Below are 12,359 nucleotides of genomic sequence, written 5' to 3' on the forward strand. Positions count from 1 at the left end.
GGGGTGCGCGCACAGTGCGTGTGTGCGGGCGTGTGCGGTGCGGGGCCGGCGTGCGGTGCGGTGGGGTCAGTTGTCGGGGAGGTAGGAGCGGGCTCCGTGTTCGGCCAGGGCGGCCAGGACCGTTTTGGAGTCGCGGGTGGCGAGGGCTTCGTGCAGGCGCTCGTGGCGGTGTACGCCGTCGTGCGGGCGGGCTATCTCGGCCTCGCGGCGCAGGTTGAGAGCCATGTACAGCTGGATCTTGAGTAGGACCGACTCGTAGACCGAAGTCAGCTGCCGGTTGCCGGCCAGGGCTACCACCGCCACGTGGAAGTCGCGGTGGGCGGTGGCCACGTCGAACTGGTCGCCTCGGGCGTCGGCTTCCTCGAGTGCTTTCATCGCGGCCGTGATGCCGGTCAGGTCCGCGTCCGGGGGAGTGGCGGTGACGGCGTGCTGTTCCAGGACGTCGCGGACCGTGTACAGCTCCCGGATGTCGGTGTCGGACAGGATCGCCACCCGGACGCCCCGGCGCGGCATGTGCTCGACCAGGCCCTGCTGCGCCAGCAGCCGTAGCGCCTCCCGCAGCGGCGCCCGGCTGATCCCGAACCGCTTCGTGAGCTGCTCCTCGACCAGGCGCTCGCCGGGTTCGGTGCCGCCGCCCAGGATCTCCCGGGTGAGGCGGAGCACCGCGAGCTCGACCAGGCTGGCGCTGGTCAGCTCCTCGGAGTCCCTCATCGCACCAGTCTCGCAGACGCGTCCACACGGACCGGCAGCCCGCCGAGCGCAGAACTGGCGAGCACGAAAGAACAGCCGACCGCACGAACAGGCGAGCACGAAAAAACAGCCGACCGCAAGAACAGCCGAGCACGAAAAAACAGCCGAGCGCACGAACAGGCGAGCACCAAACAGCCGAGCAGAAGAGAACAGCCCGATTTACACCGACTGCAGGCCGTGCAGGCGGGCGAAGAGGCCACCGGCGGCCAGGAGTTCCGCGTGCGTGCCGACCTCCGCCAGACGGCCGCCGGCCAGGACCACGATGCGGTCGGCGTTGCGGATCGTGGCCAGGCGGTGGGCGACGACGAACGTGGTGCGGCCGCGCATGAGCCGGGCCAGGGCCTGCTGCACCAGCGTTTCGGACTCGCTGTCCAGCGCCGACGTCGCCTCGTCGAGCAGCAGCACCCGCGGGTCGCGGACCAGGGCGCGGGCGATGGCCAGGCGTTGGCGCTGACCGCCGGAGAGCAGCGCGCCGCGCTCGCCGACCAGGGTGTCCCAGCCGTGCGGGAGGGCCTCGACGAAGCCGAGCGCGTTGGCGTCGCGCAGGGCCGCGGTGACCGTCTCCTCGGTGAGGTCCCGGCGGCCGTAAGTGACGTTATCCCAGATCGTCCCGTCGAAGAGGACGGGCTCTTGCGGTACCACCGAAACCGCTTGTCGAAATGAACGGAGGTCCAGATCCTCCATGTCGCGGCCGTCGAGGCGGATCCGGCCCTCGGTCGGGCGGATGAACCCGATCAGCAGGTTCAGCATGGTCGATTTGCCCGATCCGGAGGGGCCGACGAACGCGATCGTCTCGCCCGCCACCACGGTCAGGTCGACGCCGGTCACGGCCGGGGCGGCGGCCTCGGGGTAGTGGTAGCCGACGCCCTCGAGCGCGATCTCGCCCCGCACCCGCGTGATGCGCTGCTTGCCCTCGTTGCGCTCGAGGTCGGGCGCCGACAGTACCTCCCCGATCGAACGGATCGACTCGAGTCCCCTGGTCACGATCGGGGCGAGGCCGAACAGGCCGATGACCGAGCTGGTGAGGACCGCGAAGTAGGTGCTCAGCAGCACCACGTCACCGGCGCTGACCGGCGCGAACCCGGTCCACGCGGCCCAGCCCGCGGCGATCAGGCAGGCCGCGCCGAGCAGTTGGTACGTCACCCACGACATCGCCCCGAACCGCCCGTTGACCAGGTCGAGCCGCAGACCCGCGGCCCGGACCTCCTCGACCGTCCCGCGCATGCGGTGCACGGCCTCCTGCTCGAGGGCGTGCGCGCGGGTGATCGGCATCAGGTGCGCCATCTCGTCCACCCGCGCGGAGAGTGCTTCGACCCGCCGCCGGAACTCCTCGTTGCGCGCCCCCGACCGCCGCCGCACGGCCGCCACGAGCGCCGCCGTGCACGGGACGACCAGCAGGAACAGCGGTACGAACGCGGGCACGCGGATCGCGGTGAGCGTGAGCGCGCCCAGGAGCGTCAGGATCGCGGAGGTTCCGCTCGCGGCGACCTGCTGCAGCATCATCTCGACGTTCTCGACGTCGCGGACCAGTTTCGTCTGCAACAGGCCGGCACCGGCGCGCGTGTGGAACGCGATCGACAACTGCTGCAGCCGCCCGGCCAGGTCGGAGCGCAGGTCGGTGCCGAGGTGCCGCACGATGTGGCTCATCTGCCGCACCCACAGCATGTGCATCGGGACGTTCTGCAGCAGGATCGCCGCGAGCACGGCCGCGTTGAGCCACAGCTGCACGATCGGGCGGTGCTGGACGACGACGTCGATGATATTGGCCGTGAGCAGCGGCAGCAGCCAGATCGGGCTGTCCTTGACGGCGAACGCGAGCGCCGCCAGGACCAGGCGCCACTTCGACGGTGCGAGCAGGTGGAGGATCGTGCGCACCGGGCGCCGCCCGTCGAAGTCCATGCCGATCATTCTTTACCGTGCAAGCGGTCAGGCGGATTGCCGACTGCATCACACCCGGAACGGGGGCGAAATTGGTGGGATGCGCGTTGTAGCCTGCACGTCATGACGCAGCCACCGTATGGAACCCCCAATCCGTATGGGCAGCCGGATCCGTACGGGCAGCAGCCGCAATACGGACAGCAGCCCGCGTACGGCGGGCAGCCGGTGCCCTATGGCCAGTCCGACCCGTACGGCCAGCCGGCACTGCCGCCGCCCATGTCCAGCCCGCCGGCCTCGAGCCCGCCGTCGTCCGGTCAGCCCTACGCGGCGCCGTACCAGATGCCCCCGGTCTCCGGCGCGCCCGCGTCCGGCGGTGCCTACGACCCCTACGGCCAGGCCGCCTACGCCCAGCAGGCCGCATACGGCCAGCCCGTGGGCTACCCGGTCGTCCAGCAGGCGTACGACCCGCTGACGGGCCAGCCGTACTCCGACAAGAACAAGCTCGCCGCGGGCCTGCTGCAGCTGCTCCCAGGCCTGTTCTTCGCCCTCGGCGGCATCGGCCGACTCTACGCCGGCAACGTCGCCCTCGGCGTGACCCAGCTGATCCTGAGCGTCGTCGTCGGCTGGAGCTCCGTCTTCTGCGGCCTGTTCTTCCTGGGCATCCCGTGGCTGATCACCGCCGGGCTGTGGCTCTGGTTCATCATCGACGGCATCATGATGCTCGCCGGCCGCCCGGTCGACGGCCAGGGCCGCCCGCTGCGCCCCAACTGACGATGGGCCTGTTCAAACGCGCACCGGGGCCTCGCCAGGGGCCCCGGTCGCCGTTGTCGGACCTGATCGACGCGCACGCCGACCGGCCGGACCCGGCGCTCTACGAGCGGTTCCTGACCCTGTTCCGCGACTCGGTGATCGGCGTCGTCGCCGAGGGCACCCCGGTCACCACGCCCGACGGCCGGACCGTCTCCGGCTCGGACATGCGCGTCGGCAACACGACGCACGGCGACGGCCGCTCCCGCATCCTGGCCTGGGCCGACCCGGAGGCCGCGCGGGCCAACTTCGGGCCCCGGTTCAACGCCGGCATCGCGGGCGCGACCCTGCTGGAGATGGCGGGCGGCTCGGAGGGCTGCGCGGGCATCCTGGTCAACAGCGCCACCCGCGAGGTCAGCCTCATCATCTCGGCCGAGACCGCCGCGGAGCTCACCGCGTAGGGCGTCGTCGGTGCACCAGGATTTCCGTCGGGTCGAAGAACCGGTGCCCGGCCGAGACCGCCGCGGAGCTCACCGCGTAGGGCGTCGTCGGTGCACCAGGATTTCCGTCGGGCCGAAGAACCGGTGTCCGACCACGCACCGCAGATGCACATGTTCGATCGGGCCGGACGTGCTGTCGAGGCGCCCGCCGCTGCGGCGCGTGGCGGGCAGGCCGCATTCGGGGCAGTCCACCAGGGAAGTCGTCTCCATGTCAGCGCCCCACGCACCCCGGCCCGGCCCCGGCTCACCACCGTCGCCAACCCGACGGAACCCGGCCGCGGACGATGGTCGATACGGTGCCCGCATGGACATCATCGAGCGGCTGATCGCGCATCCACGGCTCGCGCTCGTGGCCGGGCTGGACGCGGTAACGCCGGCGGTGCACATCTGGGACTGCGCGAACGGACAGCCGCGGCCGATCGGCGTGCTCGGTGTGCGTTCGCGGCTGTCCGTGGCCTGGCATCCCACGGACGCCGTGCTGGCGGTGGCCACCGAGGCCGGCGTCGTGCGCTGGACGCCGGACGGGACCACGACGCAACCAGGGAGCACCCACCGCTGCATCGCGTTCAGCCCCGGCGGTCGTGCACTGTGGACCGACGCCGGCCGGCTGGACCTCACCACCGGCGAGCTCGACGCCGGGCCGGAGTGGGACACGGGACTGGTCGTCCATCCGTCCGGCCTGGTCGCGGCCGCGTTGCGCAGCGATCAGGGTGCGACGCTCGTGCTGTTCACGCGGTACGCCACGGACCAGCCGGAGCTGCGGTTCCGGAGCCGGGCGCTGATCATCACCGCCGACGGGTACCAGGCGCCGGTGTTCAACGCGGACGGGCGGCGCTTCGCGATCCGCGGCAACAACTACGAGAACTCGATCGACGTCTACGCGTTCCCGTCGCTCGAACACGTGCTCGCCGTGCCGCTCGGCGAGCCCGCCGCGGCCTGGAACGCACCGGAGCACGACGCGTGGTACGAGGAGTACCGGTCGTGGTCGCCGCACAACCTCGCGTTCGGGACGCGGCCCGCGGTCCTCTACGTCGGCACCCCGGCCGGGACGCTCGCCGCCATCGATGTGGAACGCGGCGAGCTGACCGAGCACCCCGCGCTCGACGGCTCCCGGGTCACGGCCCTGGCCGCCCTCGCCACCGGCGGGCTCGTCGTGGCCGGCAGCCGCGGTGAGCTGCGGCTGCTCGCGGACGCGGCGTGCGTGACGGTGCCGGATGCCGAAGGTGCCACAGCATTGCTCGGGGGTACTGCCCTGATGCCGGACGACGCCGACGAGCCGGACGAACTCACCGACGGCGTGCGCGGCTGGACCCAGGACGACCTGGACACCGTCACCGCGGCCGAGCCCACCGACCCGCCCTGGCTGCGGATCCAGGCGGCGATGAACACCTACCGGCCGCAGGCGCGGGAACAGTCAGGGGCGGACGCCGCGGATTGAGGCGTCCAGGACCTCGGCCGTGTGAGCCAGGCGGATCGTCGCGCCGGCTCGCTGTACCCCCGCCGAAATCTGCATCAGGCAGCCCGGATTCGCGGTCACGAGCAGCGACGCCCCGGTCGACAGGACATCGCGCGCCTTGCGGTCGCCCAGCTCCGCGGCCGGCCCGGGGTTGAGGACGTTCCAGATGCCGGCCGAGCCGCAGCAGATCTCGCCGTCCGGGATCTCGCGCAGGTCCAGGCCGGGAATCGCCCGCAGCAGCGCGCGGGGCTGGGCGCGGATGCCCTGGGCGTGGGCCAGGTGGCAGGCGTCGTGGTAGGCGGCGGTGACCGGCACCGGATGGCGGGGCGCGATCGGGCCCAGGTCGGCCAGGAACTCGGTGAGGTCGACCGCCCGGCCGGCGAACGGGCCGGCGGCCTCCTTGAGCGACGAGCCGCAGCCGGCCGCGTTCACGACCAGCGCGTCGACGCCGGCGAACGAGCGCCGCAACGCGGCGGCGAACCGGTCGGCCTCTTCCGCCCGGCCGCTGTGCCGGCTCAGGGCGCCGCAGCAGCCCTGGTCCTCGGGGATCACGACCTCGCACCCCTCGGCGGCCAGGACCCGGGCCGTGGCCGCGTTCACGCCGGGGAAGAACGCGTGCTGGACACAGCCGGTGAGCATCCCGACCCGGGCCCGGCGCCGGCCGATGGCGGGGACGACCGCGGGCAGCGCGACGGCGCGTCCGGCCGGTGGCGCCAGATCGAGCAGCGTGCGCAGCGTGGCCGGCAGCTGCCGTTTGAACGGCGTCCCCAGCATCCGGTACCCCCGCAGCGGTGCCTTGGCCAGGGAAAGCCGGCGCCGGTAGGGGAACAGGGCGAACACCGCGGCCCGCAGCGCGCGACCGGCCGGCGGGCGGACCTCCTCGACCATGGCCCGGGTCTCGGTGATGAGCTCGTCGTACTGGACCCCGGACGGGCACGCGGTCACGCAGGCCATGCAGCCCAGGCAGGCGTCGAAGTGCCCGGCCATGGTGGGCGTCAGCGGCTCGCCCTGCGTCTGCTGCAGCATGAGCTGGATGCGCCCGCGCGGGGAGTCCATCTCCTCGCCCCACAGCACGTACGTCGGGCAGGTCGTCAGGCAGAACCCGCAGTGCACGCAGTCCCCGATGAGCGCGCGACGGTCCCGGCCGGGCTGGGCGGTCATCAGATACCCCCTACGAAACGGCCCGGCGCGAGGGTGCCCTCCGGGTCGAACTGGTCCTTCACGCGGCGCATGAGGTCGAGCCCGTCGACGTGGCCCCACACGTCGACGCGGGCGCGGACCGGGGGCGGGGCGGTCAGCACCACGCAGTGCCCGGCGCCGGCCCGGGTCGCGGCCCGCAGGTCGCTGATCACGCCGGCGACGACGCCGGGGTCGGTGCCGCCCGGCAGGCCCGCGTAGAGGACGCCGGTGCCGGCCGAGCCGCGCACGCGCAGCGGGACGTCGTGCAGGCGCGCGGTCACGCCGGCCGCGGTGAGCAGGTAGGGGACCCGCGACAGCGCGCAGGTCAGCTTGATGCCGACGTCGCCGCGCACCCACGGGTAGGCGCCCCACGACGGCGGCGGCGCGATCGCCTGCTCGGCCTCGTCGCCGAGGAGCTTCTCCAGGTCCGCGGCCCGCCGTTCGACGCCCGCGGGGACGCCCTCGACCAGGGCCGTGACCGTGAGCGGGCCGTCGCGGGCGGCCAGGTCGACCTCCAGGGCGCTCGGCACGACCTGGGCCGCGAGGACGGCGGCGATCGCGCGGCCGGCCGCGTCCGGGCTGTCGGCGCGGGCCGACACGTAGCGGGCGGCGCCCGGCAGCGGGTGCAGGCGGAACGCGCACTCGGTGATGACGCCGAGGGTGCCGTAGGAGCCGGCGATGAGCTTGCCGAGGTCGTATCCGGCGACGTTCTTGACGACCTTCCCGCCGGCCCGGGCCACGACACCGTCGGCCCGCACGACGGTGACGCCGATCAGCAGGTCGCGGACGGTGCCGTAGAGCATCCGGCGGGGGCCCGAGGCGTTGGTGGCGACGGTACCGCCGATCGTCGCACCGGGGATGGGCTCGTCGAGCGCCAGCTGTTGCCCCGCCGGGCGGAGCGCGTCCTGCACCTCGCGCAGGGGCGTGCCGGCCCGCACGATCGCCACGAGGTCACCGGCGGCGTGCTCGACGATGCCGCACACGCCGCGCATCTCCAGGATCAGGTCGAGCCGCTGCGGCGGCAGCGCCCAGTCCTGCCGCGTGCCGGCGCCGCGCACGACGACGGCCAGCCCGTCACGAGCCGCGGCCCGCATGGTGTCCGCGACCTGCCCGGTCGAGGCCGGCGTGGCCACCCGCGAGGCCGGCATCCCGGCAATGTCATCGACGACCGTCACCGTCAGAACACCTCCACGCCCCGCTCGTGCCAGGGATTCGGGCCCCGATGGCGGCCGGGGACCTCGCCGCACAGCCGCGGGGTCGGAAACACCTTGCCGGGATTGGCCAGGCCCCGCGGGTCGAACGCACAGCGCAGCAACTGCATGGTGTCGAGGTCGGCTTCGGAGTACATCCGCGGCATGAATCTGGCTTTGTCCATGCCGACGCCGTGTTCCCCGGTGATCGATCCGCCGTGCTCGACGCAGATCTCGAGGATCCGGCCCGAGACCGTCTCGGCCCGCTCGGCCTGCCCGGGTACCGCCTCGTCGAACAGGACCAGCGGATGGAGGTTGCCGTCCCCGGCGTGGAAGACGTTGGCCACCCGGACCCCGTGCTCGCGGGCGATCTCGCCGATGCGGTGCAGCACCTGGGGCAGCGCGGTGCGCGGAATGACGCCGTCCTGCACGATGTAGTCGGGGGAGATCCGCCCGACCGCCGCGAACGCCGACTTGCGGCCCTTCCAGAACAGCGCCCGCTCGGCGTCGTCGGCGGCGATGCGGATCTCGAACGCGCCGTGCGCCCGGCACAGCTCCTCGACCGCGCCGAACTGCGCGTCGACCTCGGCCGCGGGCCCGTCGAGCTCGACGATCAGCACCGCGCCCGCGCCGCCGGGGTAGCCGCAGTGCACCGCCGCCTCGGCCGCCTCGATGGCCAGGGCGTCCATCATCTCGACGGCCGCCGGCACCACCCCGGCCGCGATGATCGCCGACGTCGCCGCACCGGCCTGATCGGGCCCGGCGAACGCCGCGAGCAGCGTGCTGACCGTCTCCGGCAGGCGGACCAGCCGGACCGTCACCTCGGTCGCGATCCCGAGCGTCCCCTCGGACCCGACGAACGCCCCGAGCAGGTCGTAGCCGGGCGCGTCCGGCGCCCGCCCGCCCAGGCGGACCAGGTCACCGTCGGGGGTGACGATCTGCACGCCGGTGACGTGGTTGGCGGTGAAGCCGTACTTGAGACAGTGCGCGCCACCGGAGTTCTCGGCCACGTTGCCGCCGATCGAGCAGATCTGCTGGCTGGACGGGTCGGGCGCGTAGTAGTACCCATGCGGGACCGAGGCTTTTGAGACCTGCTGATTGATCACTCCGGGCTCCAGGACGGCCCGCTCGTCCTGGGGTGCGACCTCGCGGATCGCCCGCAGCTGCGAGGTGACGATGAGCGCGCCGTCGGCGTGGGGCAGCGCCCCGCCGGACAGGCCGGTCCCGGAGCCGCGGGCCACGAACGGCACCCCGTGCTCGACGCAGGCCCGGACCGCGGCCGCGCACTCCTCGGCGGTGCGGGGCAGCACCACGATGCCGGGCACGACCCTGTACAAGGCCAGACCGTCGCATTCGTACGTCCTGAGCTGGGCCCGGTCCGTGATGATCTGGTCTTTTGCGAAGAGTGACCGCATCGTTGCGGCGAGCGCATTGATGCTCATGGCATCCGTTCGTAGGCGGGGATGGTCAGGAACTCCACGAAATCGTCCGCCACGGCCACCTCCATGAACAAGTCTTTCGCAGCGGTGAGGTCTCCGTCCAGCTTCGCCAGCTCCTCCGCGGTCACTCTTTGCACGAGCTCCTTCGTCACGAGCTCGCCGGTGTCGTCCAGCACGACGCCGTTGTGCAGCCACTGCCAGACCTGGGAGCGGGAGATCTCGGCGGTCGCCGCGTCCTCCATGAGGTTGTTGATGGCCACGGCGCCGGTACCGCGCAGCCAGGCATCGAGATACTGCACGCCCACGCTCACCGCCGAACGCAGCCCCGCCTCCGTGCGCCGGCCCGGCGTGGCGGCCACGTTGAGCAGGTCGTCCGCGGTCACGTGGACGTCGGCGCGGAGCCGGTCGAGCTGGTTGGGCCGGTCCCGCAGCACCCCGTCGAAAATTTCGCGGCACACCGGCACCAGATCGGGGTGCGCGACCCATGATCCGTCGAAGCCGTCACCGGCCTCGCGCGTCTTGTCCGCGGAAACTTTCTCGAACGCCGCCTTGTTGACGGCCGGGTCCCGGCGGCTGGGAATGAACGCCGCCATGCCGCCGATCGCGTGCGCGCCGCGCTTGTGACAGGTCCGCACCAGCAGCTCCGTGTAGGCCCGCATGAACGGCACCGTCATCGTCACCGAGTCGCGGTCGGGCAGCAGGAACTCGCGGCCGCGGGTGCGAAACTTCTTGATGACGCTGAACATGTAGTCCCAGCGCCCGGCGTTGAGGCCCGCGGAGTGCTCCCGCAGCTCGTAGAGGATCTCCTCCATCTCGAACGCGGCCGGGAACGTCTCGATGAGCACCGTGGCCCGGATCGTGCCGGTCGGGCGGCCGAAGCGCTCCTCGGCGAACGCGAACACCTCGTTCCACAGCCGGGCCTCGAGATGGGACTCCATCTTCGGCAGGTAGAAGTAGGGCCGGGTGGCGAGATGGTTGTGGAAGAAGTACAGGCCGAAGTCGGTCAGCGAGCCGGACGTCGGCCGCCCGTCGACCAGGATGTGCTTCTCCGGCAGGTGCCAGCCCCGCGGCCGCACCACGATCGTCGGCCGCGGCCCGTCGCTCAGCTGATACGTCTTGTTCTCCGGTGACGTGAACCTGAGGGTGCCGGCCACCGCGTCCCGCAGGTTGAGCTGCCCCTGCACGACGTTCTCCCACAGCGGGGTATTGGCGTCCTCGTGGTCGGCCAGCCACACCTTCGCACCCGAGTTCAGCGCGTTGATGGTCATCTTCGCGTCGGTCGGCCCGGTGATCTCGACCCGCCGATCCTCCAGCCCGGGCGCCGGTTCGGCCACCCGCCAGTCGCCCTCCCGCACCTCGCGCGTCTCCGGCAGGAACCCGAGCGAGCCGCCGGCCTGCAGGTCGGCCTGCCGCTCCCGGCGCCGCTCCAGGAGCTCCAGGCGCCTTTCGTCGAAGGTGCGGTGCAGTTCTGCCAGGAAACTCAGAGCTTCTTCGGTGAGGATCTCGGCGAAGCGGTCGCCGAGCGGTCCGGTAATCTCGACGCCCGTAGCGTTGCCCATACGACCGACCTTAGGGCATATCACGGCCCCTACCCCGGTGCTCGGCGCTGGGCGTGTGGTATGGGAAGCTCTGGCGAACGAAACTCAGGTCCGTCTGTGTGCGGGGCCTTCCACCAGGGGAGTCGACGAATCGTGAGCGATCGGGGCAGGAACCGCCGCCCGGCAAGGTCGACCAAGGCCACTCCGCCTTCCGCGGCGGCTTCGTCTTCGTCGGAGGCCTCGACCGGGGCCTCGTCCTCGGCCTCGTCCTCGGCTTCGCCGGCGGACGATGTGGTGGAGGCTTCGGCCACGCCTGCGGCCACCGACTCGTCGGCCACCGACTCGTCGGGCGTCGGCACGTCGGGCGCTGATTCGTCGGGTGCTGGCACGTCTAGCGCCGGCTCGTCGAGTGCCGACTTCGTTGCTTCCGCTAGCCGGCTCGGCGTTTCCGACAAGTCGGATTTGTCGGACGTCTCCGCTTCTTCCGCGGACGTCTCTGCGGCTTCCGAGGACGTCGACGGGGACGCTGTTGCGGATTCGGACGCCGCTGCGGCCGACGCCGACGCCGACGCCGCCGCCGAGCCCGCACCGGCCGCCCGGAAGTCGCGGTCCGCACGCAAGCCAGCCGGCCCGGCCAAGCCCGTCACCGCGGCCAAGACGGAGACCGACGCGGACGCCGAGGCCGATGCCGACGCGGACGCCAAGGCCGACGCGGACGCCGATCTCGACGCCGACGCGAGTGACCCCGATGCGAGCGACCCCGACGACGGCGACGAGCCCGGCGAGGGCGATGACGACGACGCCGACAAGCCGGCCGAGAAGAAGGTCAAGAGCAAGGGCCCGGCCCCGCTGACCAAGGCCGAGAAGCGCGCCGCCGCCCGGGTCGCCGCCCACCGCGCCGCCCGCCGCAAGCGCGTCGGCCAGGCCATCGCCGGCACGGTCATCGTCCTGCTGGCCATCGGCGGCGCCTTCGCCGGCGTCTGGTACTTCGGTGACCGCGCCGAGCAGCAGAAGACCGAGTGCAAGAAGGCGGACCAGAGCTCCTACCCGCCGTTGCTGGGCGGCTTCGACAAGCGCCTGGCCGAGGAGCCCAAGACCGAGGCCGGCAAGGAGCAGAGCGTCCCCGTCCGCCAGGTCACCACCCTGATCCAGGGCAAGTGCAAGACCGTCAAGGCCGGCGACACGGTCGTCGTCAACTACATCGGTCTGACCTACAAGGACGGCAAGAAGTTCGACTCGTCCTGGGACCACAAGCAGACGTTCCCGGTACCGGTCGGCATGCTGGAGGAGAAGCAGCAGGCGCAGGTCATCGAGGGCTGGGACCGGGGCCTGGTCGGCCTGAAGGTCGGCAGCCGGGTCATCCTCGACATCCCGGTCAAGGAGGCCTACAACAACGCCGAGGGCTACCCCCAGGGCGACCTCCGCTTCTACGTCGACATCCTGGACATCCAGGACCCCAACGCGAGCGGCGGCCTGCAGGTCCCTGGCAACTGATCCCCGACCGTCCAGAAGCCAAAGCAACAACAAAGCCAAAGCAAGCGCAAGAGGATTCCGAGGCCGCTTCGCTCCCGCCCCGGGCAGGGGGCTCACGCCCCCTGCACCCCTGCGACGCACAACTTGCAGCAATCCGCACAACGGCCCCGATTGCCTGATCGGGGCCGTTCTGCCGTCACCGCCCCCAG

At 72.0% G+C, this 12,359-nt stretch carries 11 protein-coding genes; 4 read left to right on the top strand and 7 right to left on the bottom strand.

All coding sequences use genetic code 11. The annotated features are described in order from the left end of the window. Positions 1–66: 66 nt before the first annotated feature. Together ACIA8L_RS16580 and ACIA8L_RS16585 are read right to left on the bottom strand one after the other, a co-directional pair. Positions 67–711, bottom strand: a complete 645-nt coding sequence (locus ACIA8L_RS16580) for a GntR family transcriptional regulator (protein ID WP_395905127.1) — start codon at positions 709–711, stop codon at positions 67–69. Between the two features lie 198 nt (positions 712–909). After that, the gene (locus tag ACIA8L_RS16585; protein ID WP_395905129.1) at positions 910–2,649 is read right to left on the bottom strand and encodes an ABC transporter ATP-binding protein; all 1,740 of its coding nucleotides are present in this window, start codon (positions 2,647–2,649) and stop codon (positions 910–912) included. A 102-nt stretch (positions 2,650–2,751) separates the two neighbouring features. On the opposite strand from ACIA8L_RS16585, the gene ACIA8L_RS16590 reads away from it, so the two are divergent. From ACIA8L_RS16590 to ACIA8L_RS16600, 3 genes are all read left to right on the top strand, one after another. Beyond that, positions 2,752–3,399 (top strand): TM2 domain-containing protein, encoded by a 648-nt coding sequence (locus tag ACIA8L_RS16590; protein WP_395905131.1) that lies wholly within the window; start codon positions 2,752–2,754, stop codon positions 3,397–3,399. A 53-nt stretch (positions 3,400–3,452) separates the two neighbouring features. Continuing rightward, positions 3,453–3,836 carry a hypothetical protein gene (locus tag ACIA8L_RS16595; protein ID WP_395905133.1) on the top strand — a complete coding sequence of 128 codons (384 nt, stop codon included), beginning with the start codon at positions 3,453–3,455 and terminating at the stop codon, positions 3,834–3,836. Positions 3,837–4,179: 343 nt separating this feature from the next. Beyond that, positions 4,180–5,313 carry a hypothetical protein gene (locus tag ACIA8L_RS16600; protein ID WP_395905135.1) on the top strand — a complete coding sequence of 378 codons (1,134 nt, stop codon included), beginning with the start codon at positions 4,180–4,182 and terminating at the stop codon, positions 5,311–5,313. Here the strand turns inward: ACIA8L_RS16600 and ACIA8L_RS16605 are convergent. Genes ACIA8L_RS16605 through ACIA8L_RS16625 form a run of 5 tightly spaced genes read right to left on the bottom strand, consistent with a single transcriptional unit; the run spans position 5,290 to position 11,132 of the window. After that, a complete protein-coding gene (locus ACIA8L_RS16605) occupies positions 5,290–6,492 on the bottom strand; it encodes a (Fe-S)-binding protein (protein ID WP_395905137.1) in 1,203 nt (400 codons plus the stop codon). The genes ACIA8L_RS16600 and ACIA8L_RS16605 overlap by 24 nt on opposite strands. Then, positions 6,492–7,685: an FAD-binding oxidoreductase gene (locus ACIA8L_RS16610; protein WP_395905139.1), complete on the bottom strand. Its 1,194-nt coding sequence runs from the start codon at positions 7,683–7,685 to the stop codon at positions 6,492–6,494. The genes ACIA8L_RS16605 and ACIA8L_RS16610 overlap by 1 nt, the downstream gene beginning before the upstream one ends. A 2-nt stretch (positions 7,686–7,687) precedes the next feature. Further along, on the bottom strand, positions 7,688–9,142 hold the full coding sequence (locus ACIA8L_RS16615) for an FAD-linked oxidase C-terminal domain-containing protein (protein ID WP_395905141.1): 1,455 nt from the start codon (positions 9,140–9,142) through the stop codon (positions 7,688–7,690). Then, positions 9,139–10,698: a malate synthase A gene (gene aceB / locus ACIA8L_RS16620; RefSeq protein ID WP_395905143.1), complete on the bottom strand. Its 1,560-nt coding sequence runs from the start codon at positions 10,696–10,698 to the stop codon at positions 9,139–9,141. The genes ACIA8L_RS16615 and aceB overlap by 4 nt, the downstream gene beginning before the upstream one ends. Before the next feature lie 29 nt (positions 10,699–10,727). Next, complete coding sequence (locus ACIA8L_RS16625) at positions 10,728–11,132, bottom strand: hypothetical protein (RefSeq protein WP_395905145.1); 405 nt, start codon at positions 11,130–11,132, stop codon at positions 10,728–10,730. A 7-nt stretch (positions 11,133–11,139) separates the two neighbouring features. Between ACIA8L_RS16625 and ACIA8L_RS16630 the strand changes: the two genes are divergently transcribed. Beyond that, on the top strand, positions 11,140–12,171 hold the full coding sequence (locus ACIA8L_RS16630; RefSeq protein ID WP_395905147.1) for an FKBP-type peptidyl-prolyl cis-trans isomerase: 1,032 nt from the start codon (positions 11,140–11,142) through the stop codon (positions 12,169–12,171). Positions 12,172–12,359 lie beyond the last annotated feature (188 nt).

Origin of the sequence: Dactylosporangium sp. NPDC051541, assembly GCF_044454505.1 — a bacterium.
In the GTDB taxonomy this organism is placed as follows: Bacteria; Actinomycetota; Actinomycetes; order Mycobacteriales; family Micromonosporaceae; genus Dactylosporangium.

What these genes read in the sequence shown, in the direction of transcription:
- aceB (WP_395905143.1), bottom strand. Translation starts at nt 10,698, where the DNA reads ATGGGCAACGCTACGGGCGTCGAGATTACCGGACCGCTCGGCGACCGC.
- ACIA8L_RS16590 (WP_395905131.1), top strand. Translation starts at nt 2,752, where the DNA reads ATGACGCAGCCACCGTATGGAACCCCCAATCCGTATGGGCAGCCGGAT.
- ACIA8L_RS16605 (WP_395905137.1), bottom strand. Translation starts at nt 6,492, where the DNA reads ATGACCGCCCAGCCCGGCCGGGACCGTCGCGCGCTCATCGGGGACTGC.
- ACIA8L_RS16615 (WP_395905141.1), bottom strand. Translation starts at nt 9,142, where the DNA reads ATGAGCATCAATGCGCTCGCCGCAACGATGCGGTCACTCTTCGCAAAA.
- ACIA8L_RS16585 (WP_395905129.1), bottom strand. Translation starts at nt 2,649, where the DNA reads ATGGACTTCGACGGGCGGCGCCCGGTGCGCACGATCCTCCACCTGCTC.
- ACIA8L_RS16600 (WP_395905135.1), top strand. Translation starts at nt 4,180, where the DNA reads ATGGACATCATCGAGCGGCTGATCGCGCATCCACGGCTCGCGCTCGTG.
- ACIA8L_RS16580 (WP_395905127.1), bottom strand. Translation starts at nt 711, where the DNA reads ATGAGGGACTCCGAGGAGCTGACCAGCGCCAGCCTGGTCGAGCTCGCG.